Origin of the sequence: Pectobacterium fontis (genome assembly GCF_000803215.1) — a bacterium.
Lineage (GTDB): Bacteria > Pseudomonadota > Gammaproteobacteria > Enterobacterales > Enterobacteriaceae > Pectobacterium > Pectobacterium fontis.
Genome location: NZ_JSXC01000049.1, coordinates 13,018 through 38,688, shown reverse-complemented (window position 1 = coordinate 38,688; position 25,671 = coordinate 13,018). Strand labels below are relative to the sequence as shown.

26 protein-coding genes are annotated in these 25,671 nt (G+C 51.6%); 11 read left to right on the top strand and 15 right to left on the bottom strand.

Translation table 11 applies throughout. The annotated features are described in order from the left end of the window. Positions 1-358: 358 nt before the first annotated feature. Genes OI69_RS17240 through OI69_RS17230 form a run of 3 tightly spaced genes read left to right on the top strand, consistent with a single transcriptional unit; the run spans position 359 to position 2,827 of the window. Positions 359-1,057, top strand: coding sequence for a metal ABC transporter ATP-binding protein (locus OI69_RS17240; RefSeq protein WP_039353295.1), 699 nt, complete (start codon positions 359-361; stop codon positions 1,055-1,057). After that, on the top strand, positions 1,054-1,908 hold the full coding sequence (locus OI69_RS17235) for a metal ABC transporter permease (RefSeq protein ID WP_039353288.1): 855 nt from the start codon (positions 1,054-1,056) through the stop codon (positions 1,906-1,908). The genes OI69_RS17240 and OI69_RS17235 overlap by 4 nt, the downstream gene beginning before the upstream one ends. Positions 1,909-1,948: 40 nt before the next feature. Then, entirely contained in the window at positions 1,949-2,827 is an 879-nt protein-coding gene (locus OI69_RS17230; protein WP_039353284.1) for a metal ABC transporter substrate-binding protein, read from the top strand. 95 nt (positions 2,828-2,922) lie between these two features. Here the strand turns inward: OI69_RS17230 and OI69_RS17225 are convergent, their stop codons facing one another. From OI69_RS17225 to OI69_RS17175, 11 genes are all read right to left on the bottom strand, one after another. Beyond that, positions 2,923-4,422, bottom strand: coding sequence for a helix-hairpin-helix domain-containing protein (locus OI69_RS17225; RefSeq protein WP_039353281.1), 1,500 nt, complete (start codon positions 4,420-4,422; stop codon positions 2,923-2,925). 30 nt (positions 4,423-4,452) lie between these two features. Further along, positions 4,453-5,970, bottom strand: a complete 1,518-nt coding sequence (locus tag OI69_RS17220) for a PP2C family serine/threonine-protein phosphatase (RefSeq protein ID WP_039353279.1) — start codon at positions 5,968-5,970, stop codon at positions 4,453-4,455. Continuing rightward, positions 5,970-7,007, bottom strand: coding sequence for a TerY-C metal binding domain-containing protein (locus tag OI69_RS17215; RefSeq protein WP_039353276.1), 1,038 nt, complete (start codon positions 7,005-7,007; stop codon positions 5,970-5,972). The genes OI69_RS17220 and OI69_RS17215 overlap by 1 nt, the downstream gene beginning before the upstream one ends. Positions 7,008-7,141: 134 nt before the next feature. Then, positions 7,142-7,780, bottom strand: a complete 639-nt coding sequence (locus tag OI69_RS17210; protein ID WP_039353273.1) for a vWA domain-containing protein — start codon at positions 7,778-7,780, stop codon at positions 7,142-7,144. Next, a complete protein-coding gene (locus OI69_RS17205) occupies positions 7,781-8,425 on the bottom strand; it encodes a TerD family protein (RefSeq protein ID WP_039353269.1) in 645 nt (214 codons plus the stop codon). A 271-nt stretch (positions 8,426-8,696) separates the two neighbouring features. Further along, positions 8,697-9,164: a hypothetical protein gene (locus tag OI69_RS17200; protein WP_039353266.1), complete on the bottom strand. Its 468-nt coding sequence runs from the start codon at positions 9,162-9,164 to the stop codon at positions 8,697-8,699. Positions 9,165-9,402: 238 nt separating this feature from the next. Then, a complete protein-coding gene (locus OI69_RS17195) occupies positions 9,403-10,356 on the bottom strand; it encodes an HpcH/HpaI aldolase/citrate lyase family protein (RefSeq protein ID WP_039353263.1) in 954 nt (317 codons plus the stop codon). Then, positions 10,356-11,438, bottom strand: a complete 1,083-nt coding sequence (locus OI69_RS17190; RefSeq protein WP_039353260.1) for a cysteine protease StiP family protein — start codon at positions 11,436-11,438, stop codon at positions 10,356-10,358. Before OI69_RS17190 ends, OI69_RS17195 begins: the two co-directional genes overlap by 1 nt. Beyond that, the gene (locus tag OI69_RS17185) at positions 11,431-12,213 is read right to left on the bottom strand and encodes an HAD family hydrolase (protein WP_039353257.1); all 783 of its coding nucleotides are present in this window, start codon (positions 12,211-12,213) and stop codon (positions 11,431-11,433) included. Before OI69_RS17185 ends, OI69_RS17190 begins: the two co-directional genes overlap by 8 nt. Next, positions 12,206-13,348, bottom strand: a complete 1,143-nt coding sequence (locus OI69_RS17180; RefSeq protein ID WP_039353254.1) for a phosphoribosyltransferase domain-containing protein — start codon at positions 13,346-13,348, stop codon at positions 12,206-12,208. The genes OI69_RS17185 and OI69_RS17180 overlap by 8 nt, the downstream gene beginning before the upstream one ends. A 6-nt stretch (positions 13,349-13,354) precedes the next feature. Next, the gene (locus OI69_RS17175; RefSeq protein ID WP_039353251.1) at positions 13,355-14,419 is read right to left on the bottom strand and encodes an ATP-grasp domain-containing protein; all 1,065 of its coding nucleotides are present in this window, start codon (positions 14,417-14,419) and stop codon (positions 13,355-13,357) included. A 321-nt stretch (positions 14,420-14,740) separates the two neighbouring features. On the opposite strand from OI69_RS17175, the gene OI69_RS17170 reads away from it, so the two are divergent. The 6 genes from OI69_RS17170 to OI69_RS17145 all read left to right on the top strand — a co-directional run bounded on the left by OI69_RS17170 (position 14,741) and on the right by OI69_RS17145 (position 19,299). Next, positions 14,741-15,322: a TerD family protein gene (locus OI69_RS17170; protein WP_039353249.1), complete on the top strand. Its 582-nt coding sequence runs from the start codon at positions 14,741-14,743 to the stop codon at positions 15,320-15,322. Next, complete coding sequence (locus OI69_RS17165) at positions 15,322-16,473, top strand: TerD family protein (protein ID WP_039353246.1); 1,152 nt, start codon at positions 15,322-15,324, stop codon at positions 16,471-16,473. Before OI69_RS17170 ends, OI69_RS17165 begins: the two co-directional genes overlap by 1 nt. Before the next feature lie 23 nt (positions 16,474-16,496). After that, complete coding sequence (locus OI69_RS17160) at positions 16,497-16,952, top strand: tellurite resistance TerB family protein (protein WP_039353243.1); 456 nt, start codon at positions 16,497-16,499, stop codon at positions 16,950-16,952. Between the two features lie 25 nt (positions 16,953-16,977). After that, the gene (locus OI69_RS17155; protein WP_039353241.1) at positions 16,978-18,021 is read left to right on the top strand and encodes a TerC/Alx family metal homeostasis membrane protein; all 1,044 of its coding nucleotides are present in this window, start codon (positions 16,978-16,980) and stop codon (positions 18,019-18,021) included. A 50-nt stretch (positions 18,022-18,071) separates the two neighbouring features. After that, positions 18,072-18,650, top strand: a complete 579-nt coding sequence (locus tag OI69_RS17150) for a TerD family protein (protein ID WP_039353238.1) — start codon at positions 18,072-18,074, stop codon at positions 18,648-18,650. Between the two features lie 73 nt (positions 18,651-18,723). Next, complete coding sequence (locus tag OI69_RS17145; RefSeq protein ID WP_039353235.1) at positions 18,724-19,299, top strand: TerD family protein; 576 nt, start codon at positions 18,724-18,726, stop codon at positions 19,297-19,299. 59 nt (positions 19,300-19,358) lie between these two features. On the opposite strand, the gene OI69_RS17140 is transcribed toward OI69_RS17145, so the two are convergent. The 4 genes from OI69_RS17140 to dtnK form a co-directional block, all read right to left on the bottom strand. Beyond that, a complete protein-coding gene (locus OI69_RS17140) occupies positions 19,359-20,042 on the bottom strand; it encodes an HAD family hydrolase (protein ID WP_039353233.1) in 684 nt (227 codons plus the stop codon). 16 nt (positions 20,043-20,058) lie between these two features. Next, the gene (locus tag OI69_RS17135; RefSeq protein WP_200886933.1) at positions 20,059-20,838 is read right to left on the bottom strand and encodes a DeoR/GlpR family DNA-binding transcription regulator; all 780 of its coding nucleotides are present in this window, start codon (positions 20,836-20,838) and stop codon (positions 20,059-20,061) included. 160 nt (positions 20,839-20,998) lie between these two features. Next, positions 20,999-21,979 (bottom strand): D-threonate 4-phosphate dehydrogenase, encoded by a 981-nt coding sequence (locus tag OI69_RS17130; RefSeq protein ID WP_039353227.1) that lies wholly within the window; start codon positions 21,977-21,979, stop codon positions 20,999-21,001. Beyond that, the gene (gene dtnK, locus OI69_RS17125) at positions 21,972-23,303 is read right to left on the bottom strand and encodes a D-threonate kinase (protein WP_039353224.1); all 1,332 of its coding nucleotides are present in this window, start codon (positions 23,301-23,303) and stop codon (positions 21,972-21,974) included. Before dtnK ends, OI69_RS17130 begins: the two co-directional genes overlap by 8 nt. Before the next feature lie 230 nt (positions 23,304-23,533). Here dtnK and OI69_RS17120 point away from each other — a divergent pair, with 230 nt between their 5' ends. Continuing rightward, entirely contained in the window at positions 23,534-24,670 is a 1,137-nt protein-coding gene (locus OI69_RS17120; RefSeq protein ID WP_039353221.1) for an iron-containing alcohol dehydrogenase, read from the top strand. 67 nt (positions 24,671-24,737) lie between these two features. Continuing rightward, on the top strand, positions 24,738-25,622 hold the full coding sequence (locus OI69_RS17115; protein ID WP_039353216.1) for a dihydrodipicolinate synthase family protein: 885 nt from the start codon (positions 24,738-24,740) through the stop codon (positions 25,620-25,622). Positions 25,623-25,671 lie beyond the last annotated feature (49 nt).

The window sequence follows — 25,671 nt, the reverse complement described above, 5'->3', positions numbered from 1 at the left end:
GCGGCACTGGCTTTCGCGGCATCCATGCCGCTCACACGGCGTTCATGTTCACCTCAGCATAATTTTTTACGCCGTGAAAAGAAAAGCCATCGCGATATGAGTTAGCTGGGTTTTGTGAGCAGTGTGGCGCACGAAATAGTGCACACCTTCCCCCAACCAAACCCAATCCGCTTACATACTTTTTTACCTATTCCCTCTGTCGTCGTCATTAAAAAGTGATATGTTATATTATAACAATTAATTTTTTATTGATGACAATGACAAGTTTTTACTCCCTCTCCGCGCTGAAGCGTGTGTTACTGGTTTCCCTGCTGTTGGTGCTGTTGTGGCTCTTGGTTGGATGGGCGGTGACGCTGCCATGATTACCCTACAGGAACTGGCTGTTGGCTACCGTCGCCAGCCCGCGCTTGCCACACTCAATGGGTGTTTTCATCAGGGATCGCTAACGGCGATTATTGGCGCAAACGGCAGCGGAAAATCGACGCTGCTCAAAACGCTGGCAGGCCTGCTGCCGCCACTGTCCGGTACATTCAGCCTTGGCAATAGCGCCATCGGCTATTTGCCGCAGCTTTCTGAATTTGATCGGCAATTTCCTATCAGCGTGCGCGATCTGGTGCTCATGGGATCGCTGCCCCAGCGTGGACTGTTTCGGAGCATTAACGCCAACTGGCACCACCGCGCTATCGATGCGCTCGATGCCGTCTCGATGGCAGACTGCGCCGATCGGCATATTGGCATCCTGTCCGGTGGACAACTCCAACGCGTGCTGTTCGCGCGCCTGCTGCTGACGCAGGCACCGATCATTCTGTTGGATGAACCTTTTACCGGCGTCGATAGCCACACCACAGAGGCGCTGTTGCAGATTATCAAACAGCTTCACACCGAAGGCAGAACGATTCTGGCAGTCTTGCACGATAGGGAACTGGTCAGGCAGCATTTTCCCACGGTCTTGCAGCTTGCTTCAGACGGCCATCGCTGGGGGGATGCCCAACCTATCTTACATAGCCTGCGCACGACCGACAGCACGATGCCAGCGCTCAGGATCGTCACGTCATGATGCTCTTTCACCTCATCACTTCTCCTTTTGCCGAATTCGGTTTTATGCGACGCGCGCTGGTCGGCTGTCTGGTGATCACGCTGAGCGCCGCGCCGTTAGGCTGCTTCCTGCTGTTGCGACGCATGAGCCTGATTGGCGATGCGTTGTCGCACGCCGTCTTACCCGGCGTGGCCATCGGCTACCTCATTTCAGGCATGTCACTACTGGCGATGGGGATCGGCGGCTTCATCGCTGGGTTATCGATTGCCATGCTCTCTGGCTTTGTCACTCGCCACACGGAATTAAAAGAGGATGCCAGCTTCGCCGGGTTTTACCTCGGTTCGCTGGCGCTCGGTGTCACCCTGGTTTCACTACGTGGTTCCAGCATCGACCTGCTGCATGTGCTGTTCGGGTCGATTTTGGCGGTAGATCGTGCCGCGCTGATCAACATTGCACTCATCGGCTCCGGCTCTTTGCTCACGCTGGCCATGATCTATCGGGCGCTGGTGATTGAATCGTTTGACGTCACCTTCCTGCGCACCAGTTCAGGGCGCTATCGGGCGTTGATCCACGGCCTGTTTCTGTCGCTGGTGGTGCTGAATCTGGTCGCAGGATTCCAGTTGCTAGGCACGCTGATGACGGTTGGCATGATGATGTTACCTGCCGCCAGCGCCCGGTTCTGGACGCAGCGTCTATCTGTGATGCTTGGCATTGCCGCGCTGCAAGGGATGCTTGCCAGCCTGATCGGGCTGCTGTGGTCTTACTACGCCGAGTTACCTGCTGGCCCCGCCATCATTCTGACAACTACGCTGTTTTTCTGTTTCTCGGTCTGTGTCGGTCATCATGGTGGGTTATTACGCCAGCGTCGTTGATCGATGCATCTCATTATTTGCAACTATCTGTGAGGGAAAAATGAAACGTTCACTGTTAGCTATGGCCTTATCCGGCCTGCTGCTTAGCCCACTGGCGATGGCAAAAAATCTTAATGTTGTCGCCAGCTTTTCCGTACTTGGCGATATGGTCAGCCATATCGGTGGCGATCGCGTGACCGTAACCGATCTGGTGAAGCCGAATGGCGATCCGCATGAGTTTGAACCTTCACCGCAAGACAGCAAAACGCTGGCTAAGGCCGATGTGGTTTTCGTTAACGGGCTGGGGCTGGAAGGCTGGATCGATAGGCTGGTCACCGCATCCGGCTACCGTGGTGAGGTAATCACGGCATCCAACGGCATTGAAACCCGTACGATGGTGGAAGACGGCAAAACGGAAACCGATCCCCATGCCTGGAACAGCATGAGCAACGGCGTGGTCTATGCCTATAACATCGTCAACGCGCTGATAAAAGCCGATCCGGCCAATGCCGATTATTATCGGCAGCAGGGAGAAGCTTACATCAAGCAGCTACAGGAACTGAACCGCTACGCGAAAAAAACGTTTACCGCTATTCCTTCGGAAAAACGCAAAGTCCTCACCAGCCATGATGCGTTCGGCTATTTCGGTCAGGCGTACGGCGTGACGTTCCTGTCGCCAGTAGGCTACTCCACCGAATCCGAGGCCAGCAGTAAGAAAGTGGCCTCGCTGATTACGCAAATCAAACAGGAGAAGGTCAAAAATTACTTCATTGAAAACCAGACCGATGGGCGTCTGGTGAAACAAATCGCCAATGCCAGCGGCGCACAGCCCGGCGGAGAACTGTACCCGGAAGCCCTGACCGATGCCTCTGGCCCGGCGGCGACTTACACGGCCGCGTTTAAACACAACGTCGATACCCTCGCGGCCAGCATGCAGTAAGTCGTGCTTTAGCCAACACCGTGCGACCACCCCAAATACACAAGGGCAGCGTTCGCTGCCCTTGTGTGCACCTAACCGGTTGGTAAGGCAAGGTGTTAGTTTGATACCAGTTGTACCACCACCAGCCTCCCCCCTTCTTGGGTAGAAAGCACAAACTGCGCGCCATCCGTCAGCGCCAATTTGTCCCCTATCGCAATCTTCTGTTTATCTGGTAATGACATCAGCGCATCAATACCTTCATTCACCAAGTACCATTGGTCTTGATGAAAAACAAAATAACCGACACGTTTCTTTTGGTCTGCGGTTGTACGCTCGTTCGGAGCTATCAAGCGATTCACATGCCAGGCATACAGCGACTGACCGTTCCACACCATTAAACGGTGATCATCCGGGCGGTAGCTCCCCGTGTGACGTGATGAATACAGGTTCAGTATCGGCAGTTTGCCTTTATACGCCGTACCGCAATACGGGCATGAAGGCTGTGTCTTACCGGAGAAAACGTACCATTGCTGATCACATTTCGGGTTCTGACACGGCTGAATCAGATCCACCGTCTTCACCAGTGCCGTTTCCCATTCATCTGCCGTCGGCCGCTGGGTTGGCTCATGCAAACCCGTGATAAACGCTTTCTCAAACAGAGGGGTAAGATACGGCCCCATCACGGTATAAGGGATCTTATCCGTATCCGCCCACGGTAACGATGACGGGCTGACCTGGCTGAGCTTCACCGCATTGCTGCGGTCTGTCGGATGTTCGATAAACAGCGCCCTTTCGCCCATAGACAGGGATTCATCCCGCGTTTCATCCTCCATGTCATGCACTTTACCGCCCCGTAGTGGATGCCGGTAAAACAGATACATGTAGATCAATACGGCTAACGCGTGGCGATCGGTATTGATGCTCGGCAAAATCCGCTTCGGATCGTCTTTCGCCAGATGGGTGGTTGTCACCACCTCTGGGGCAATGAAGTCCGGCGTTCCCACCACATCCGGCGGGTATTTCCCCGGCACCACCAGCCCATCGATATCGATCACACAGGCATGTCCCGCTTCGGGGTCAACCAGTACGTTCTTATAACTCAGATCGCTGTGACACAGCCCCGCCGCATGCATACGTCGTACCGCACGCGTCAATTGCAGGCAGACTTTGAGGTAATTCAGCAGGTTGCCGCGCTCACGCGGATCGAGAAATTTGTTCTGGTTATTGGCGCTGGCAAACCATTTTCCCTCTTTTTCCCGCCCTTTGATGCCAAGAAAATCATTATTCTTGGAACCGTACTTAAAGAAAAAATGGCTGTGGTAGGTGGGCACCACAATGCCGATTCGTCCCTGATGTTCCACCACGCTGGTCGGCCAGCAGAACAGGTCTTGCCAGTAGTCGCCCCCTGCCTGTTCAAAGATACTTTGCCGATAGCGCCCCGTGATCATCGCAATTCGTTCTTTCGCCTGCTCATTCTGTGGTTTCTTGTAGAAAGCCACCACATAGGTCTTGTCAGGAGAAAAGTAGACATCCTTCATCGACCCCGACCCGATGACTTCGTCAACGTACTGGACGAGTTCACCATCCTGAGTTCTACAACTAATAATGTTAGCCATTGATTATCACCAGCAATCCATTTCTGAGACTCACCATGCCACCACAATCGTCCGGTCATCATGGTTTCCGGGCGAGAAAAAGTTTAGCCACTCAGTGAGTTGTTCTGCCGCTTGTTCACCGTCATTGAGGTAAGGGGCGATGTCGGCAAGCAACGCATCCCATTTTTCCGGGTTTTGCAGCCCGTTATCCGTTTCAAAGTACGGATCGGATACCCCATCGGTCATCAGGATCAGGTGCGAAATCTCGCTCCACTTGCCAATAATGACGCGTTTGCTGAATTGCGGATCCTGGACGGCATCTTGATCCAGAAAACGAGTCTGTCCGGCATATTCACCGCTATCCGGTGAACCTAACAGACGCACTTTCCCCGCTGGGCCATAGGCAGCGATAGCACCATCCCCCAACCAGAACGACGCGGCAAAGACTTCATCGCCTGTGCGCAATGCCACCGTCGCTAACAAGGTTGTGGAATAAGATTTGATGCTGTCGTTCGTTTCCAACGCTTCACCGTGGATCTTATGCACCGCAAGCTGAGCCGCTTTATGAAATTGGCTGACAAAGAAAGTGCCAACTTCACGCTGATCTTCGGGTGTCCACTCGGTGATCGCACGCTTTAGCCCCGAGGCGGTTTCCCCTGCCAACTGCCGCGCCAAATACTCTCCGACCACCGTCGTCACCAGACGCGAGCCTTCGCGGGAATTTTTGGCGCTTCCCGCACCGTCTGCCACCAGCAAAATGCTCCAACCGTTGTCATTATCGTGCGAGATAAAATAGTCATCATCGCGAAACGTGCCGACATGTTCATGTGAACGCCCGCGTCGGCTGGCGGCTGCGATATTAATGCCAGGCTGCCGAATCAGTTGCTGCGCCCTATTCGGTTTAAAGTAACGATCGTCAGCAGGAGGATCGATGATTTTCCATAAGCTGCGGGGATCGGGATTTACGATCAGCAATACCTGCGTGGATCCCGACGTCGCGGATCCGCATGTCCAATGAACCGTCAACGTCCAGTCACCGCTTTGGCTTGGCATTCCCACCAGCGAAACGGTCTCTCGATCAAAACGTAGCCCAATCTCTTGGCTAAACACCACATCCTGCACGTCCGGCCTCAGCCCATTATCCAGGACAATCTCAATGGGGGTGTTAAACGCCGTACCCACACGGGCATTGGCGAGCGTAATTTTGGCCTGTGGCTGGTGTATGACCCCTGACGGCGTGTTCTGACCCGGCGTGGGAATTTGCCCCGGTTTTAGCCTATGTGCTGCACCCTCAGAGGGCTGTGGCATCGTTAATTCCTCGCATGGCATCGTGTCCTCTTGCGCTTTTTCCGCCGACTTCTGCTCTGTCGTGGTCGATGGTGGAATGGCGCTTTCTGGCGTCGCAAGCGATTCTGCTTTGCGCATCACCCGTTCACGCAATTTGTCTGATAGCGCCCGTAACTCGGTATCGTCATCCCAGTGATTAAATTGGGTTTCGGAAAGCGCCTTTCCTGCCTGTTGCAAAATCAGCGCGAATATCTGACGATCCAGACTGACATCCTGCTCCATTAGCCTCTCCCGCGATTCACATCAAAGTCATCCGACCCGCCTTCACTAAAGGTAATGTTGTTGTTACACCAGGGGCATATCACGGTTTCTGGCCCATTGATGCATAACAGTTTTCCACAAGAGCACATCGCAAAAGCACTGGCATTACCACAATGAGGGCAACCTGGCGCACCGTGTAATTCGCTGGTATTAACTTGCAGCGTGGAAGCAGACGGATCCGTCCAGGCAAAATACTCTTCATCTATCGGGAAACAACCGGCCAGATTGAACCCGTTGATATTGAGCTTAAAATTGAGAGAGGACAGGTTAACGTTGGGGCGTTCATATTTCATCAGATAAGGACGACGCGATTTATTACAACGCCCAACCAGAATCACACAGTTTTCATCATACGCCCGCGCCACGTCATCTTTCGCCAGCCGCACCACAGACTCGGTGCTCGGTAACAGCGGGGGAGCCTCTTCCCCAACGCTACGGCTATGGGCCGTGACTGACGCGGTGATCCATTTGATAAAGCGGGTAAAATCCCCTTCTTGTGCTTCCGTAAACAGTAATGCATTGTCGGTAAGCTGGCGCAACGTATTCAGATCCGCTGACGCTCCCAGACCAATAGCGATCAAGTTAACCTTATTGGCATAGTTTGCTTTCCAACGTTTAATCTCCGGTGCCGTATCATCCGTCGGATGACCATCGGTTAAAAGATAAACCACAGGTTTCCAGTCACCTTTACGCTCTTGCGTGGTCTTTCTGACTTGTTCATCAATTTGCCGGGTCAATTCCCGTAGCGCGGCCCCCAGGCTGGTGCCGCCGCCTAACGGCAAGCGCGGCGGATAGAATGATGCCACCTCCACCAAAGGAACGATGGTTTGCGCGACACCCGCAAAAGCAATCACCGAAATCCATGCGGTTTCGAGGGCATGAGGATCTTTTTTCAGATCGCTGACGATAGTCTGGAGACCATCGTTCATTTTCTTCAGATTATCCCCGATCATCGACTCCGAGCAGTCGAGAACAAAAAAAATGGGTAGTCGTCTCATAACAGACACCTTGATTAGACAAATGGTATTGAGTAGACAAATCGTATTCGCGGTAAGCAATTCTATAAATTTGAGTGTGATCGCCTACAGCAAAAATAAAAGGCAAGACTCCGGTCGGAAGCCCTGCCTCGCAGTCACAGCACCAACTGTATTTCGGGAGGTGGTGGCGGCAGGTTATCCTGACCCGTCGTGACGCCAGAACTGGCACTGCCCGATGAGACGCTCGCCGACACCCATTTGAAGAAACCAGCAAAAGCCGTAGAGTCCAGCGTTTCTAACGCCACCACTTGATCGGTCAGCTTTTTCAGGTGTTCATGTTTGGCTTTCGGCCCCACGGCACAGGCAATAATCGAGCCGAAGGCACGTTTTTTGATTTCTACCACGGCTTCATCATACGCGTAAGCGTCAGAGGGGGTGCCATCGGTCATGAGAAACACCAGAGGACGCCAGTCACCTTTCTGATCACCATCGGAACGTTTGATATCGCGATCGACCGACTGAATCAAACACTCCAGCGCCGCTCCCGTAAAGGTGCCGCCCGCGCTGGGAACCACAATATCGGTAAACTGGAAATCTTCCAGCGGTGTTAATGGAATGAACTCTCGCGCTTCATTGTCATAGGTGATAATCGAAATATGGACGCTTTCAAGCGCATAGGGATCCTGACGCAATGCGCTTAGCATCGCCTGGATCCCCACATTGACCGCATGAATGGACTCGCCGCGCATGGAGCCTGACGTATCAATCAGGAGATAAACAGGTAGCCGTCTCATTTACAGGTAGCTCTCTAAATGTGTGATAAAGCTATCTGACTCGGAAGGTTCGCCAATCGCACAGAGTTTCCAGCCCGTCGCTTCACGTACCAACTCAGCAAATACCATTGAGCATTTTTGGTTAAATGCAGGCCCGCCGGAAAGATCAAAACGCGCCATTTCGACATTATTGGCATCGACCGCACGGATAAACGCATTTTTTACTTTGCCAAAATGCTGTTGCTGTTCCCGACCATTATATATTTGCACGATAAAAACGATTTTTTCGTATTTCGCATCCAGCGTATTCAGGTGAGCAATAATTTGCTCATCATCGCCATCCCCTGCGCCAGTACGATTGTCGCCAGTTAGCCAAATTTGCCCTGAGTGGTGCCGTTGGTTATTGAAAAAGATCACATCCCCGTTGTCCAAAGTGGGACGACCAGATTCTATTTTCCCGAGATCAACCACTTTCCCCTCGGCATTACATAAGAAAGCGATCACATCAAGGTCATACTCATCTTCTGTTTTCTTGCCAAATATTCCCCCAAAAAAACCTTTTTTCTCTTCGCTGATGTCCCAGCCCAGACCAATGGTGACGGAAGAGAGATCAAATTCATTCTTTTTGAGGCTAACACTTTGTCCTTTACGCAAACTGACTGACATACAGTCTCCTTGTTTTTAATAGATAGAATTCGAGCACAGCATTCATTTCTGGCGGAGGAGGAAGGTGAAGGGGAAAACCAGCGAATACCAATCTTCTTTTATTTCCGCCAAGACTTTTCGAACGTCACATTACGAATAATATGATTGAAACATAATAACCCGTCTGATTGTTATCTCAACAAAAAATGCGCGTCATCACCCCGCTCAATGGAGAGAGTGGGATGAGATATCGGTAAGGAAATTAACAGGAAACGAGGAGGACAATATTGGGCTATTTTTGCGAAGAGGAAGACGCGCGAATCAGTTCATCGGCACATTTACCGATCAGCATTTCCACCGCTTCACTGCGCGTCATGTCTTTCAGGCGTGCCAGCGTATCAATCTTACGCAAGATAGACATCCTTAATGACAAAGAAACGGCTTTCTTCTTTTCTTTATCCAGAAAGACCCGACTCACCGTTTCTTCTTCTTTAAACCTGACATTCGACACGAGCGCTTGCGCCATTCGACGCAACGTTTTTTTATCAAGCTGACCCGGTTGAACCATGTGGTAAGCGTGCAAAGATTTGCTGTACTTTATCTCGGCATCATAGGTACTTCTCAACTCCTTGAGCACCCGAGTCAACGTCGGCTCCGAGCACCCCAACTCATTGATGATGTACGTTGCCGCAACCGGTTTCCCCGTCCCCAGGATATTAGCAAGCATAAAAACCCTTTCCTGACGGGTACTTAGTTGCATACAGCGCCCCCTTTTATATACCAGGACAACGCTCGTATGGACTGAAGAATAAGTGTGCTCACTGGCATTTTCTGGATGACTCTCTCATAACTCATCTAGGTTAATAACAACGCTGAACCCTATCGCAGCGTCTAAAACAGTGTTTCCATCCTATCGGTGCATGGAAAAACCATTCCGCGTATGGAAAAACCTGGGGGCCACAACGCTAACCACCCACTCTAACAAGCCAACCTTCACCTCAATGATTATGCGTTGCAACGCTAAAACGCGTGCCCTGATGTTGCTCAGAAGCGATGCCATAGACCTTCGCCCGCTCCAAAATCCCCGATGCCCAACGCCGATGCGTCGCCGGTTCGCACATTGACCCCTGAGATTTAAATACCGCCTGGCTGGAGTTCAGGATCCGTAACGCATCCGCATAATCGGTGGCAGACACCATCAAGGCCTGCTCGATAAGCGCAATTTGATTGGGATGAATCGCCGTTTTTCCGACTAATCCATGCGCCATATCCAGCGTCAACTCGCGTGACATGATGTGATGGTCGTCGATATGTTCACAGACTGGCGCGGTCAACGCGAAATTCCGCGCGGCAAATATCGAGACCAACATCTTGATCACGTATCCCATTGGCCCATCATATAACGTCAGGTGACGCGACCGTCGCAGTGAGACCACATTCATCAGGTCGTTTCCGCCGATGCGTAATGCAATAATGCGCTCATGGCAAGGGTGAGACTGAAGTTGCGTGGCTAATTCACGCATCTGCACGACATCGAAAACATCTTCTGTCTCCAATGTTGGCATCATGCACAGTTCGCTATTGCGCACCACTTCCCACCACTGGGGTAAAGAAGACAGCGTGAATTTAGGCAATACCACACCATCCAGCGGGCTCAAATCCATCTCACGCGCCAGCCAGTGCCCCATTTCAACATCTCGTGGACGAATAAAAACTAACGGCCAGTCTGCTTTTCCGTTCGTTTGTTTCGCCTGCGCCAGCACCGCCAACAGTTCACGAAGCCGTGATAATGCCTGCGGGACATCACTATCGGCGACAGCATCTTCAAGGCAAATAACCAAAGAGCGTAATCCGCTAATCTTACCGGTCAAGATAACCTCAGCGATATCGGTACGCGTAGCAGGCATGTAGAGCGTCGCACCTAAATTCCAGGGAGAAAGCCTTGTATTCATCAGTGCACCTTTTTGATGATCGTAACTGCACGGTACTGACCGATTTCATCACCCACTTCTGTAATCGTGATGCCCTTTTCCTGCGCAAGATACACCAGCAACGCCACATCAGGATCGTCTATCGTTTGTACCAGAACGTGATCCGGTACGCGACGCAGCACCGCTCGGGTCGCCTCAGCAATGCCCGGTTTGACTCGATTGATACTATCGATGTTATAGCGCTCCGCTAACGTGCGGATCACCCTTTCGCTCTGTTGTTGTAAGTAGCGCTGCTGGTCAGGTTCAGATCCACAGGCTGGCACAGCGGCAGGAGAAGCGGTACGACGCCATTTTTCTATGGTGTCCACCAGCATTTGGCTGCATTCATATGGCTTAAGGTGATCGCATATCACACAGCCGTGTAGCCCTTCGGCTGCCCACAACGATCGGGATATCAGGCCAGAGACAGGAGCGCCCATGATCCCAAATGGGATCAGCCAGTCATCATGACTTGCCGATAGCCAGGCACAGCCGCAAGGATCCGCCAGTACCACCAAACGTGGCTGAACCGGATACCCCTCTCTTCCTTTCAGAGAACGGATCAATTCCCCGGTGATAGCACCTTTACCGGTCCAGCCATCAACAAACACAATGCCTTCGCTGCCGTGACGCGCTTCAATCCATTCCAGTGCGGCTTTATCAATGCCCCGATCGCGGATAATACTGATGCCATAATGGTAAGACGTTTTCCCCATGGCGCGCAGAGCACGATGCAACATCACCCCCAGAGGAACACCGGCGCGCACCAAGCTGGTCAAGACAATGGGCGTATCGGCAAAACGCAGTGCCAGCGTCTGTGCCAGCATTTGCACCTCGTGCGCTAAACGTTTCCCCTCTTTTTCAAGCGCACGGGAGAACAGTTCAAGATGCCAGACGGTCGGTTCCGGTTCCTGACTCAGCATGTCGGAATAGTGCTTGGCGCCCGACTGAATCAGCCGCTCTTTCTCTTCTACCGGCGTGACTTCAATCTCTACCGGCTGAAGCAAGAAATGGATATCGTCTGGTAAATAAGAGCCAGAGAAAGGCGTGATGTCGTCATGCATCTTGGGCGTCTCCGAAAATACGGCGGCCGATCGCTTCGGCAAACTGCCCTTGTCGGGGCAATCCGTACCAGGTGCAAAGTTTCATAAAACGATGATCACTCAGGCTATCACCCAGACCAATTACGGGAAAGGTGCCGCGCTCCGCACGCAATTTGTTGAGCAAATAGGTGACTGCCAGCCCTTTTTCTACCGGATTAGGCAGCCAGGCAACGTTATTACTATTGCGATGCGCATAAAATCCCTGCATTGGATAGCGCTGCTCTATTTCATCGGCGATGGCATAGAGTTCATCCAGTTTTGTGCTATCACGGTGCTTCATCACCAGATAGATCGGTGTGTCGCCGTATTCGTAATTAATCCGCACCCAACCGTTAATACCGCGCGCGGCTATCAGTTCGGTAATCCCCTGCTGCATGGCGTGAAGCTGCTCCGCATACGGTGCCAGCGCAGCCAGTATCTGCGCTTTCCAATCGCTATCGGGTTCGCCTTGTGGGGTGAGGATCACCGCACCGTGCGTGGTAACCGCCCAGGAGCGAAAGGGGATGGTCACACGGGCAATTTCTTCTGTACCGCGTGCCGTTACCGGGATCAGTTCAGCGTATTCCAGCATCCAATCCACCAGCATGGCCTGCTCTTCGGTCATAAAACTGCGTGGCGTCAGGCTGGGATCGAGCGCCCCCGTGCGATAAGGCTCAAGATCCAGTTCATTCACCATCTTACGCCGCGTCTGGAACAGCGTATCGTCAAGATCGGAAAAAATAACGGGCTTAGTCATAGCTGATAATCTCCACGCGGGGCGCTACCGTCGCCAGCGCATCAAGTAATTGAGGATCAACACTCTCTGGCGGCGTCTCCACGCAGAGCAGAATACGATCGAAACGTTGATGCATCACGTTGTAGACAAAATTCGCAATGCCCAGCCCGTAATTGTCATTGAACGTGATCGCCGACTGAATAGCGAATCCGGTTGCGATAGGCGACCGCGTGGTTGAACTGAACTTCACTTCTGCGCCTTGCGCTTGCAAATGCTCCGCCAGTAAAAAAGGTTCCCAGACAAACTCACTGCTGCCCAGTACCAGTATGTTTTCCCCCGGCAACACGCACAAATCACGCCCCAGATCCCCGGCTGGCTCGGCCATACCCAACCGTCCCCAACTCTGTTTTCCGGTAATAGCAACGTTACCACGCGCCGTCACGTTCACTGCTGGCATCACCGGGAGGGGAGCATCAGGCTTCGGCTCCCATTGCCACTCCCCCTGAACCAGAGAGATCGTCTGAAGCGGTAAAGGACAACGCTGCGCGAACGCGCTACCGCTCCAGTCGGTGAGTGTCACAACCATCACCTGTTGCAGGTGGTTTAGCCATGTGGTCTCACGCAGGGCTGCCAGTAAATTGATAAACGTATTGCCCGTTGTCGCTTCATCATCAATCAGCACCAGAGTACGAGCATCACGCACACGGTCACGCAACCGTTCATCCGCAGGAAGATAGATCAAATGATCGGTGGCGTGACTATGGGCCTCCTTAAACTCACATAATAATTCACCGTCTTGAGGATGACGGGTGGAGGTTAAATAGACAGATTCACTAGTTCGTTGCCTCATCTCATCAAAGACACCGGCCCCTAAACCGACCGCCGTCTCTGCCATGCCGATAAACAGCGTGGGGCCGTCGATAGACGCAGGAAGCTGTTCGGCAAGCTGGCGATACACCTTGCGCATGGTGGCGGGAGACACAGGAATATGTCGTCCCAACACTTTACTGACAAACAGAAAAGCACGTTTAGGGTTGCGACGTTCCGCAATATCAAACAAGGCATCCAGCGCCGTCACGCCGCCCGTTGGCGTCACACTGAGTGTGCCACAGGAAAGATGACGGGTATAAACAGGCTGTGGTAAAACGGATGACATTGCAGCTTATCCTTCCAGCGGTCGGTTAGACAGCGTCGTCGGGTAGTGGACAACATCGGTGATCGAACGCACAGTCGCTGGCTCAAAGGCGGCGGCCGCCAACTCACTCACTTGCTGCGCACTCAGCAATTCCAACTGCCGCAGGGCAAAAAGCCCCGGCAGGTTTACACCACTAAAACGAGTATAACCAATCCCCCCGGAAGGACGCATATTGATCTCAAGCAGTTGCGGAACGCCATCGTTATTGTGGCGAGTCTGCACATTAACCAAGCCATCCGCCTGCATCAATTCCGCACAGGCAATGGCGAGGTGATACGCGTCACCGCGGTTTTCCAGATATTGCAGCGCACCGACTTTACGCCGTGCGACAGCCGCTAGCACCGTGCCTTTTTCGACCAGCATATCGACAGAATATTCCGGCCCCGGCAAGTAAGGCATCAACACCAATGGCGTAAAGTTTCCCGCCGCCTCCTGTGCCTGTAGGTAGTGTGCTGGCGCAACCTGGCGCCTTTCAGGATGCGTAAAAACCGCCATCGGCGAGGCGCTATCATCAAAACGCCAAAAACCCATGCCATAAATACCAGTGACAGGTTTAACACACAGTGGTGCGCCGGAAAAAGGTGCCGCAGCGAGCTGTTGTCGGAGTTCATCGACAGAAGAGACACGAATCGACGGCACGACGGCAAGCCCTTCCGCTTCCATTTTATGAGCAAAAGAGACTTTATCATCGGCTATCAGTAAAGATTCGGGATGGGTGGTGCCGGTCGTAAGCTTCACACCAAGGGATTCAATGTCATGGCGATGGTTTTCGCACCAGCGCCCATGTTTGCCGGCGTGGATCGCATGAATCCCGTGCGTTTTGATCGTTGTCAGAATAAAAGCGAGCCGTTCAGCCGCGTCTTTAGGCTCCAGGAACGCCTGATCGGCAAGCGACAGGATTTCATTACGTTCATGGCGATGGGAGGCAAAAATAGTCACATCCGCCCGGCGGATTTCAGCAAAAGACTTGATCGCTAAAATCATATCACGCTGGGAAGATAAGCCTTCCATTAGCCAAATTCTATGTGTCATTGGTGTGCATTCCCATGCTGTGTAGCCCGATAAAGTTAAGCGCACAGAGTCTATTGACGACATCGCAACATGTCAATCATGTGATGATTTACATTAAATAAAGAAAAAATCTGTCTATCGCACGTTAAAACAGGAAGAAAAAATGGGAAACCAATAAGAAAATTAAAATATATATATTAATATCATTGAGATAATTAATTTCAAATAATAATCGATAAAAAGTTTTTTGCTCACAAACTACATCATGATATGATTTTTTCATGAATGGATTTTGGTGTAAAAAGTGTTGTTTTTTTCAATACCTCGATAAGGAATACGGCTATGGTTTCTTTGAGTAAAAACCAGACAGTTTCTCTCAGTAAACAATCTTCTGCTATCAGCAATCTTCACTTTGGACTCGGCTGGGACCCGTTGAAAAAAAAGGGACTCTTAGGGGGATTATTTGGCGGTAATGCGTCAATCGATCTCGATGCAGGGTGCGTATTGCTCGACAAAGCGGGTAACGAAATCGACACCGTTTGGTTCCGCAAGCTGAAATCCTCCTGCGGTTCCGTAGTACACAGTGGCGATAATCTGACGGGTGAAGGAGACGGTGATGATGAAGTGATCCGCGTTGACCTGAACCGACTGCCCCAACACGTCGAATTTCTGGCCTTTACTGTCAATAGCTTCCGTGGCCAAACCTTTAATGAAGTTGAAAATGCTTTCTGCCGCGTCGTTGATCAGGCCAACAAAGAACTGGCACGTTATCAATTAACCGAACAAGGTTCACACACCGGGATCGTGATCGCCTCACTACGCCGTAATAACGGTCAATGGGATTTCACTGCGCATGGTCAAGCCTGCCGTGGTCGCACTATTGACGACATGCATGCTGATATTGTTACTGCGGTGGTGCGCTAATGAACCTGACTCCTGGAGGCAATGCTCCCGTCCCTAATAAAACGTTGCAGGTTCGTATACTCTCGGGCGCAGCCGTAGACGCCAGTGCTTTCCGCTTGTTCGCAACAGGTAAAGTACAGGGCGACGCGGATATGGTGTTTTATGGTCAGCCTCGTAATGATGACGGCAGTATCAGCCTGATACACGAGGGACATAACACTATCTTCACGGTTGATGTTGCCCAACTGAAACCCGAAGTACAAAAGGTCGCGTTCACCGTTGCCTGTGAAGGTAGTCAGACCATCGCTAATTTGCAGCAACTCAGCATTCAGGTTAATGCTGATAATGCAGTTGTGGTAAACGGCAATGTCGATTTGGCAGGACGTCAGGAAGCCGCGCTGATTTTGGGAGAGCTTTATCGCCGTAATAACGAATGGAAATTCCGCTTTATTGCGCAAGGGTTTAACGGTGGTTTACAGCCGCTGGCTGAGAATTTTGGTGTCGAAATCGCAGCACCTGCCGCCGCACCAGCGCCAACCCCGGCTCCTGCCCCCGCGCCAAGCCGCATTAACTTAAGCAAGGTGTCACTCACCAAAGAAAAACCCGCCATCAGCCTGGAAAAACGGGATAACTTTGGCGAGATTCGCATCAACCTGAACTGGCATCGCGAGCCGAAAACATCTGGCCTGCGCGGGATGTTTGGCGGCAACAAGGGGATCGATCTCGACCTCGGTGCTTTTATTGAAATGCAAGACGGGTACAAAACCGTGGTGCAGGCGTTGGGCAATCGCTTTGGCGATTACCATAATGAACCGTTTGTTTTGCTCAAAGGAGATGACCGTACCGGTGATGTCTCTGAAGGCGAATGGCTGCATATTAATGGTCGTGAATGGAAGCAGGTGCGTCAGGTTCTGATTTATGCCTTTATCTACGAAGGTGTGCCAAGCTGGGATAAAACCGATGGCGTGGTCACCCTGCACATCCCCGATCAGCCACCGATCGAAACCCGTATGACGGAAGGACAAAATAGCCGCAACATGTGTGCTATTGCTCGTCTGGTCAATGAAGGTGGAAGCATCAAGGTCGAGCGTATCAATCAGTTCTTCAATGGCCATAGCGATATGGATAACGCGCTTGGCTGGGGATTTAGCTGGAAGGCTGGCTCAAAATAGTTTCATTTGATGAGAGGTTCAGAATGAGTTTTCTTAATAAGGTTAAAGGCGCCTTTAATGCCAGCCGAGAAGAGTTGACCAAACAGGTCGGACGCTTCAAAAACAAGAAATTCCTGCAAGGAACCGTTGCTGTCTGTGTTCGTATCGCGGTATCCAGCGGCGGCGTGAGTGCGGAAGAAAAACAGAAGATGATTGGTTTTCTCAAATCATCAGAAGAGTTAAAAGTCTTTGATACTGCTGAAGTCATTGAATTCTTTAACAAACTGGTTACCAGTTTCGATTTCGATGAAGAAATCGGAAAAGGCGAAACCATGAAATATATCCTGGCGCTTAAAGATCAGCCTGAAGCCGCACAGTTAGCGCTGCGCGTTGGTATTGCTGTTGCGAAAAGTGACGGTGATTTCGATACGGCAGAACAACATGCTGTACGAGAGATCGCGACTGCGCTAGGGTTCCAACCGGCTGATTTCGGCCTTTGATGTCAATATCCTCTAAGGGTTATCTATGGTATCCACTCATATCGGCTTTCCGACAGAAACCGTCATTGTTTTCATAGCACTGGCTGTCGGAGCCATTTTTATCGACCTGTTCATGCACCGTCATGACAAGCCGATTTCATTGAAAAGCGCCGCACTGTGGTCTGTATTCTGGGTCATTGTGGCGATGGCATTTGCCGGTTTTCTCTATATTCATCATGGTGCAGAGGTTGCCAGCTTGTTCGTTACTGGCTATGCGCTGGAAAAAGTGCTGTCGGTAGATAACCTGTTCGTCATGATGGCAATTTTCTCCTGGTTCGCGGTTCCCGATCGTTACCGTCACCGCGTACTCTACTGGGGGATCATCGGTGCTATCGTGTTCCGTGGTATTTTCGTCGCGATCGGTACTGGGCTGCTCAGTCTGGGGCCATATGTGGAAATCGTCTTTGCGTTGATCGTTGCCTGGACGGCCGTCATGATGCTGAAAAGCGGTGACGATGACGAAGAGATCGAAGACTACTCACAGCACCTTGCTTACCGTTTAGTTAAACGCTTCTTCCCTATCTGGCCAAAATTGCGCGGTCATGCTTTTCTGTTAAATCAGAAAGAAGTGGATGAAGAGCTGGCTAAACCGGAAAACAAAGACGTCACCATTGGCCGTGGTGCGAAGGCGACCTTGTACGCCACACCGCTGATGCTCTGTGTCGCGGTGGTCGAACTGTCTGACGTGATGTTCGCCTTTGACTCGGTTCCCGCTATTATTGCGGTAAGCCGTGAGCCACTGATTGTCTACAGTGCCATGATGTTTGCGATCCTTGGTTTGCGTACACTCTACTTTGTACTGGAAGCACTGAAACAATATCTGGTTCATCTGGAAAAAGCCGTTATTGTGTTGCTGTTCTTTATTGCAGCCAAACTGGGCCTGAATGCCACCGATCACATATGGCACCATGGTTATGGCATTTCAGCCACCACCAGCTTGTTTGTTGTGCTGGGTGTTCTGGCGCTGGGGATTATCACGAGTATCCTATTCCCAGGCAAACCGGATGCTGAGGAGAACAAGGAGAGCTAATCTCCTCTTCCTTACACTGCATTCTGCAATCAACTTAAGAGGTTAATGTAATGGGCGTTTCTCTTTCTAAAGGCGGTAATGTCTCACTGAGCAAAGCAGCACCGACAATGAAGAATGTTTTGGTCGGTCTTGGCTGGGATGCGCGTGCAACAGATGGTCAGGATTTTGACCTGGATGCTTCGGCATTCCTGCTTAATGCTAACGGCAAAGTCCGTGGTGATACCGACTTCATTTTTTATAATAACTTGAAGTCTGCTGATGGATCAGTGGCCCACACTGGCGATAACCGTACTGGTGCCGGTGACGGAGATGACGAATCATTGAAGATTAAACTGGATCTGATTCCGGCTGATGTCGACAAAATCGTTTTTGTTGTCACGATCCATGATGCGCAGACACGTAACCAGAGCTTTGGTCAGGTTACCGGGGCGTTCATCCGTCTGGTCAATGATGACACACAGGCCGAAATTGCACGCTACGACCTGACTGAAGATGCCTCAACGGAAACCGCCATGCTGTTCGGAGAGCTGTATCGCCATAATGCGGAATGGAAATTCCGCGCTGTCGGCCAGGGCTACGCAGGCGGTTTGGCATCGGTTTGCGCACAGTACGGTATCAACGCATCCTGATCACCTTACCTTATTTTTCCCTTTGGGCAGTCTTGCACTGCCCAATCATCCAATCTAAAGCAGGAGCTATAAAATGGCAGTTTCTCTGGTAAAAGGCGGTAATGTCTCCCTGACGAAAGAAGCACCAACCATGAATGTTGCCATGGTCGGCCTGGGATGGGACGCTCGCGTCACCGATGGTCAGGCATTCGACCTGGATGCTTCCGTATTTATGGTGGGAGAAGATGGCAAAGTGCTGTCTGACGCCAACTTCATTTTCTTCAATAACAAACAAAGCCCTTGCGCTTCTGTTGAACACCAGGGCGACAACCGTACTGGCGAAGGCGACGGTGATGATGAGCAAGTAAAAATTCATCTGGCAAAAGTCCCTGCTGAAGTGAAAAAGCTGGTCTTTGCTGTGACAATCTATGACGCAGAAGGCCGTAAACAAAACTTCGGTATGGTCAGCAACAGTTTCATGCGCGTGTACAACAACGATACCGGTGCTGAAATTGCTCGTTTTGACCTGTCTGAAGATGCATCGACCGAAACGGCGATGGTTTTCGGTGAACTGTACCGCAATGGTGCCGAGTGGAAATTCAAAGCCGTAGGTCAAGGCTTCGCGGGTGGGTTATCCGCTCTTGCTGCTCAGCACGGCGTGAATGTGTGATTGATGTAACGATAAGATGAATAGCGTCTCCCCGGCTTAGTCCGGGGAGTGCTTTATACCTAAGGATGAATCTTCGTTACACCAGAGAGTAGCAGTCGTTGTGAAAGCGGCTTACGCCGCAGCCAGCTTGGATGAAAATGACGCCAGTGCGCATCATTAGCGGAGGCCAGCAACTCATAGTCGCCGCGGGTATCTCCCCAGGCGCGTACATAATATTGATTCAACGAGCCATACACGCTTTCGAGACGCTGCACCTTATAATGGCATCGGCAGTTATGTCCGTTAATCTTGCCAGTCAGTTTCCCGTTTTCCACTTCAAGCTGTGTCCCTATCAATTTCACCCCTAAGCGCTCGGCAAAAGGACGTAACACAATTTCTGGCGATGCCGAACAGAGAGTCACTTCAGCACCGGAATAGAGTTCCGCAGCGACGCCCTGCAAACCGGATTTACGCATCAGCGTATCCCACTTACGACGACAAAAAGCCTCTGCTTTCTCTTGTATCCAGGTCACGTCTGCACCAGAGAGAAACGTGGCGATAAGCCGCTCTTTGAGTTCATCCCGCGTCAATTTGCGCTGTACACAACGTGCGGAAGGCAACACCAGATGCATCATCCGTCGGGCAAACACCCGCTTGCCGAAGGCAAAGCGCAAAAAAGGAATAAAGCTGTCGCGGTAGGTCAACGTACCATCGAAATCAAAAACCGACAGGATCCGGCGAGTCTCATTTAATTTAGTGTTCATGACAAAACTCCCCTTCTCACCCATCAACCAACGTCAAATTGAACGTTTTACCTTGTAGTTGCGCCTGTATTTCTGGAGCCAGCGCGCTGTCAGTAACGATATCGCTCAGTTCTGACAATGGTGTTACGCAAAACAGGGAATATGCCCCATATTTGCTGCTATCAGCAAGCAGTACGCGACGGCTGGCATTCACGCCAAGATCCTGTTTCACGCCCGCTTTTTCTTCCGTCGGCGTAGTGATGCCTTTATCCAGACTCCACGAATTGCAACTAATGAAGGCGATATCAGGATAAATGCTGCGTAATAAACGACGACCATGCTCACCAATACAAGACTGGCTACTGTCATCAATGCGACCACCGATAATGGTCACTTCAATTTGTTTGAATTCGGATAGAAACAACGCAATTTGTAAATCGGCGGTAATCACACGCAATGGTAGATGCGTCAGGTTACGCGCCAATTCTAACATTGTCGTTCCCGCATCCAGCACCACCGCACTACCCGGTTTCACCAGCGTGGCGGCATAACGGGCAATTGCCTGTTTTTCCTGCAAATTACGCTGTAACTTCTCATTTGTAGTCGGCTGGGAAGGAATGAAACGATTGAGCGTCACCCCGCCATGACTACGGCTAATCACGCCCTGCTCGTCCAGCTTGATCAAATCACGACGGATCGTCGCCGGTGAGGCGTCGATTACGGACACCAATTCATCGACCGTCACCAGATTATGGCTTTTCAGATAATCCATAATCTGATCAAGACGGCTTTGTCCTTTTACTCTATCCCCGCTCATGCGGAAAGCGTCAGTTGTGGGATCCACGGCGATATCCAGCCTACTGTTGTTTACCTCTTTATTATAGGTTGCAGGATACCAGAAACCTTCCCTAACGCGGGAAAGAAGATATCCTGCAATGCGCGTGATACCGCAAAATTGATGGTGCGATGTACTTAGTTCATGCTAATTGCATCGCCAACTGAATAGAAATCGCCATACTTTCCGCTTTCGCTTTGCCCGTCCAGGCGATATCAAACGCCGTACCGTGATCAGCGGATGTGCGGATGAACGGCAATCCGGCCGTAATATTCACCCCATCATAGAACCCCAGCAGCTTGAGCGGAATATGACCTTGATCGTGATACATCGCCACCACCATGTCATATTGACCTTCATACGCCTGTAAATAGACGGTATCCGGCGGGCATGGGCCATAGACAGCGATACCTTTGGCTTTCATCGCTTCAACGGCAGGCGACACGATCGCGATCTCTTCATCACCAAACAGCCCGTTTTCCCCTGCATGTGGATTCACGCCCGCCACGGCGATACGCGGATGGGTAAACCCGACACGCTTGAGGAACACATCCGCCATAGCGATCACCGTTTCTACGCGATCCCGATTCAGGGTATCCAGAAATTTCCGCAGCGCGATGTGCGTGGAAACATGAATGACTTTCAATTTATCGGTGTACAGCACCATCGCATAGTCACGGCTGTTGGTTAGCTTCGCCAGCAGTTCAGTATGACCGGGATAAAGATGCCCTGCCGAATGCAACGCTTCTTTATTCAGCGGCGCAGTGGCAATCGCATGGACCTCACCCGCCATCGCCAATGCGGTCGCTTTCTTGATGCAGCGGTAAGCCAAATCGCCCGCCTGCGCCTGAACAACCCCCGGTTTTAGCGACTGCGGATCTTGCAGCGGTTCATCAATGATGTTGATCACACCCGGCGCAAAAACGGCATCAGCCGGTTTATCAATAATTTTTAGCTCCGCAGCGGGCACCACATTCAGCGCCAGAATACGACGCAATGTCTGTACACACCCGACGACCACGACGGGTGCGCCAGTAAGCTCGCCTTCAGCCAGAGATTTGATAATAATTTCCGGCCCAATCCCTGCCGGATCCCCCATCGTTACCGCAATTGTTTTACTCACTGACCTTCTCCTCAATAAAACGTAAAATATCGAGCAAAGTCGTTTCGTTGCCAAAACCCCCTGCTTTCGTCATGACAGGGATCGTGCCGATCACACTGTTTAGCAGATACCCCCAGGGCACGCAGGATGCAATTTGCCCTTTAATCTGAAAACCGGTCGCGCCCAACGCGGTCGCCACAGCAATCGCGATATCACCACCGGACAAATACAACCCGCCTGGCAAACAACGGTTTACACCGCTCGCTTGCAGACGGTCTGTGGCTTGAATAATCCTGTGTGTCAGTTCTCCCAAATAGTGGCTAATCGTTTCTCCAAGCTGCTGTCGGCTAAGCTCAAGGTGTTGACACAGCGTATCGATCTCGAAACGTTGATTCTCGTTGTGACAGGTACGAATAATGCAGTGCTGGCCGCTTATCAGCGCGTTTACCGCCGCCTGACGGTGCAATGCCATGTGCTGTTCTGCTGAGTTCGCGGAAAAGATCGCGTTGATATCCACGTCAACCAACATGACATCACTACGCGAGGTAACGGCAGCCATCTGTTTTTGAGCGATATCACTCATTGATCCCACAATGGCCAGCAGCGGCCTGATGTTTTTACGGGTAAAATTCAGCGTGCGTGCCAGCGCTTCGCTCACCCCTGCCGACCCAACCAGCAGGGGGCGGAACGGCAGCGCTTGAGCGGCCTGAATGATCTTCGTCAAATCATCGTGCTCCTCTGAGTCAAGAATAATCAAACGGGCACCCTCATCCGCTAGTTGCTGTAAACGACGAGCCAACCCGTCCTGACGCACCTCAGCCAGATGGACTTCTACCGTTGGCAACGTCGTTTGCTCTGCCAAACGTGCCGCAATAGAGGCGGATACCACGGGGGTTTTGGGATCGCTGGCAAATTCTGTTTCTGTCAACTTGCGCCCTTTCACCCAGACTTCACCGCTTCGGGTGATGCGTCCTAACGTTGGTGACGCTGCCGCAATCAGTGCGCAGGGTGTTTCTGCTACAGACAGGGCAGCGGCGATTTCTGCACCCAGATTGCCCCGCAAGGTTGAGTCGATCTTCTTGATAATCCAACCCTCTCCGCCTGCTAGCCGCCAGGCTTTGACCGCAGCGGCAGTACGCTGGAAAGCCATCTCTTCCTGTGTCGCCCGGCTATCGGTGTTAATCACCACTACATCATCCAACAAATCCGCATGCAGTTTATTCACATCAAATATCACGCTAACCCGTGCGCCATGCGATGCCAGCCCAACGCCTGCATCATTGGCCCCCGTAAAATCATCTGCGACAACCACTACCCGTCCTGCGGATTGCTGCACGTTTGGCATGTTCGTTTCCAGTTTATGATTACCTTGAAATGATTATATTAAATCACGATTGATTATATGTGAGCAATATCAAATTATTTAAAAGGAATTTCCCCTATAAATTATCACCACGATATGGGAGATGACGTTTTTCATGACTAAAAACGAGTCAATTGACTGAAAATAATCACCTTCACCGCGATTATCGAGATAACGATATCGCCGGGCACAGAAGAGAAAAGGTAATAAGCATGAACATCAATAGCACGATCCTCAGCGGTTATCGGGTTCTTCAGGACATCACTCACCTGTTGGCAGGGAAACAGCACGTTTTATTTGTCACCGACAAAAACATCGTCGGCCTGCCTGACGTTCAGGCGTTAATTGCACACGTCAAACAAGCCGTGCCACAGGTTTTGTTGGTTGATAATGTGCCTGCCGAGCCGAGCCAGCACGATGTCGCTCAGATTCTTCGCCAACTCACACAAACTCAAACCGATCTGGTGATGGGGGTGGGCGGTGGCAGCGTTCTCGATGTCGCTAAACTGCTTTCCGTACTCTGTGCGGGTGATGAAAGCGTCACACTGGATGGCCTGCTGGCAGGGGAAAAACCGACTCGCCGCACGACATCGATGCTTATCCCCACCACGGCGGGAACAGGTTCAGAAGCCACGCCGAATGCGATTCTGGCGATCCCGGAAAAAGAAACCAAAGTCGGGATTATTACGCCAGTGATGCTGCCGGACTATGTGGCGCTGGTGCCGGAACTGACCATCAGCATGCCAGCGCATATCGCCGCCTCAACGGGTATCGATGCCCTCTGTCACCTGATTGAATGCTTTACTTCAACCATCGCTAACCCCGTCAGCGACAACTACGCGCTCATTGGCCTGAAAAAGCTATTTGCCAGCCTCGAAACCTCCGTGCGCGAGCCGAACAACATGGAAGCCAAGCTGAACATGCTGTGGGCGTCCTATTACGGCGGGGCTGCCATTGCGCACTCGGGTACACATCTGGTTCACGCCATGTCTTATCCGCTGGGTGGCAAATATCACCTCCCCCATGGCGTGGCGAACGCCATCCTGCTCGCGCCGTGCATGCGTTTCGTACAGGACGCCGCACAGGACAAATTCGCCCAGGCGTATGACCTGCTGCCAGATGCCGATCTGACGCTCAGTACCGCAGAAAAAGCGCAGGCGCTGGTGGCCTACTTCAGCGCGTTGGTCAAACGCCTCAACCTTCCCAATACCTTACAGCAGCTCGGCGTGGAAAAAGATCATCTGCCCTATCTGGTCGAGGCCGCGTTACAGGTTCAGCGCCTGATGAAAAACGTGCCGACACAGGTCAGTGCCGACGATGTTCGTAAGGTTTATCTGACCCTGTTTTAACGCACAGAGAGTCAGATAGCACACGGTTACGTTTCATCTTTTGAGTCTGTTTTATGAGGAAAAAACAATGAGTAAAAAAATAGCTGGCGTACTCACCGCCATCGTCACGCCGTTTGATAGCCAGGGCGAATTCAACCCGGCCGCCATGCGCCTTCAGGTTCAACGCCAGATGCGCTATGGCAACGGAATTTTCTGTAACGGCACCAACGGCGAATTTTTCGTTCTGCACACCGATGAAAAAGTCGCCGTCACGGAAACCTGCGTGGATGAAGTGGCCGGAAAAGTACCGGTTGTCGGCCATATCGGTGAAATCTCCACGCGGGAAACCATCAAGCTCGGCAAACGCATTGCCGCGCTGGGCGTCGATGCCGTTTCGGTCATCACCCCGTATTTCATCCCGCTCAAACAGGAAGAACTGATCGCTCACTACACCGCAGTCGCCGATGCGCTGACGGTGCCGGTGTTTCTCTACAACATTCCAGCACGTACGGGGAATACGCTGGCACCGGAAACCGTACGCACGCTGGCGGATCACCCAAATATCATCGGCATTAAAGACAGCGCAGGCAGTTATGAAAGCCTGAGTAGTTATTTGCAGGCGGTGAAAGGCGTACCGGGTTTCAACGTGCTGAATGGCCCCGACTCGCTGATTCATCAGGGTTTTGTTGACGGCTGCTCCGCCTGTATTTCCGGGCTGGCAAACGTGGCGCCGGAACCAATCAGCCAGATCTGGCACCGCTTCCATGCTGGTGATGTTGAAGGTTCTCGTCAGGCGCAAGAACAGGTGGCCGAACTGCGTAAAACACTGTACGCCATCGCGTTCTCACCGGCGGTGGTAAAGAAAGCGCTAACGCTCATGGGCGAAGATGTCGGCGTCAGCCGCTATCCGATCCAATTTTCCACACAGGATGAAGACAACATCCGCCACATCCTTGATCGCTTACTTAATTAACACATTTATCTGGCGGCGCAATGCCTTCCATTGTGCCGCATTGACCAAC

What these genes read in the sequence shown, in the direction of transcription:
- OI69_RS17140 (WP_039353233.1), bottom strand. Translation starts at nt 20,042, where the DNA reads ATGAACACTAAATTAAATGAGACTCGCCGGATCCTGTCGGTTTTTGAT.
- OI69_RS17145 (WP_039353235.1), top strand. Translation starts at nt 18,724, where the DNA reads ATGGCAGTTTCTCTGGTAAAAGGCGGTAATGTCTCCCTGACGAAAGAA.
- OI69_RS17235 (WP_039353288.1), top strand. Translation starts at nt 1,054, where the DNA reads ATGATGCTCTTTCACCTCATCACTTCTCCTTTTGCCGAATTCGGTTTT.
- OI69_RS17180 (WP_039353254.1), bottom strand. Translation starts at nt 13,348, where the DNA reads ATGTCATCCGTTTTACCACAGCCTGTTTATACCCGTCATCTTTCCTGT.
- OI69_RS17155 (WP_039353241.1), top strand. Translation starts at nt 16,978, where the DNA reads ATGGTATCCACTCATATCGGCTTTCCGACAGAAACCGTCATTGTTTTC.
- OI69_RS17210 (WP_039353273.1), bottom strand. Translation starts at nt 7,780, where the DNA reads ATGAGACGGCTACCTGTTTATCTCCTGATTGATACGTCAGGCTCCATG.
- dtnK (WP_039353224.1), bottom strand. Translation starts at nt 23,303, where the DNA reads ATGCCAAACGTGCAGCAATCCGCAGGACGGGTAGTGGTTGTCGCAGAT.
- OI69_RS17220 (WP_039353279.1), bottom strand. Translation starts at nt 5,970, where the DNA reads ATGGAGCAGGATGTCAGTCTGGATCGTCAGATATTCGCGCTGATTTTG.
- OI69_RS17165 (WP_039353246.1), top strand. Translation starts at nt 15,322, where the DNA reads ATGAACCTGACTCCTGGAGGCAATGCTCCCGTCCCTAATAAAACGTTG.
- OI69_RS17175 (WP_039353251.1), bottom strand. Translation starts at nt 14,419, where the DNA reads ATGACACATAGAATTTGGCTAATGGAAGGCTTATCTTCCCAGCGTGAT.
- OI69_RS17200 (WP_039353266.1), bottom strand. Translation starts at nt 9,164, where the DNA reads ATGCAACTAAGTACCCGTCAGGAAAGGGTTTTTATGCTTGCTAATATC.
- OI69_RS17240 (WP_039353295.1), top strand. Translation starts at nt 359, where the DNA reads ATGATTACCCTACAGGAACTGGCTGTTGGCTACCGTCGCCAGCCCGCG.
- OI69_RS17225 (WP_039353281.1), bottom strand. Translation starts at nt 4,422, where the DNA reads ATGGCTAACATTATTAGTTGTAGAACTCAGGATGGTGAACTCGTCCAG.
- OI69_RS17215 (WP_039353276.1), bottom strand. Translation starts at nt 7,007, where the DNA reads ATGAGACGACTACCCATTTTTTTTGTTCTCGACTGCTCGGAGTCGATG.
- OI69_RS17120 (WP_039353221.1), top strand. Translation starts at nt 23,534, where the DNA reads ATGAACATCAATAGCACGATCCTCAGCGGTTATCGGGTTCTTCAGGAC.
- OI69_RS17150 (WP_039353238.1), top strand. Translation starts at nt 18,072, where the DNA reads ATGGGCGTTTCTCTTTCTAAAGGCGGTAATGTCTCACTGAGCAAAGCA.
- OI69_RS17160 (WP_039353243.1), top strand. Translation starts at nt 16,497, where the DNA reads ATGAGTTTTCTTAATAAGGTTAAAGGCGCCTTTAATGCCAGCCGAGAA.
- OI69_RS17135 (WP_200886933.1), bottom strand. Translation starts at nt 20,838, where the DNA reads ATGAGCGGGGATAGAGTAAAAGGACAAAGCCGTCTTGATCAGATTATG.
- OI69_RS17230 (WP_039353284.1), top strand. Translation starts at nt 1,949, where the DNA reads ATGAAACGTTCACTGTTAGCTATGGCCTTATCCGGCCTGCTGCTTAGC.
- OI69_RS17205 (WP_039353269.1), bottom strand. Translation starts at nt 8,425, where the DNA reads ATGTCAGTCAGTTTGCGTAAAGGACAAAGTGTTAGCCTCAAAAAGAAT.
- OI69_RS17170 (WP_039353249.1), top strand. Translation starts at nt 14,741, where the DNA reads ATGGTTTCTTTGAGTAAAAACCAGACAGTTTCTCTCAGTAAACAATCT.
- OI69_RS17185 (WP_039353257.1), bottom strand. Translation starts at nt 12,213, where the DNA reads ATGACTAAGCCCGTTATTTTTTCCGATCTTGACGATACGCTGTTCCAG.
- OI69_RS17190 (WP_039353260.1), bottom strand. Translation starts at nt 11,438, where the DNA reads ATGCATGACGACATCACGCCTTTCTCTGGCTCTTATTTACCAGACGAT.
- OI69_RS17195 (WP_039353263.1), bottom strand. Translation starts at nt 10,356, where the DNA reads ATGAATACAAGGCTTTCTCCCTGGAATTTAGGTGCGACGCTCTACATG.
- OI69_RS17115 (WP_039353216.1), top strand. Translation starts at nt 24,738, where the DNA reads ATGAGTAAAAAAATAGCTGGCGTACTCACCGCCATCGTCACGCCGTTT.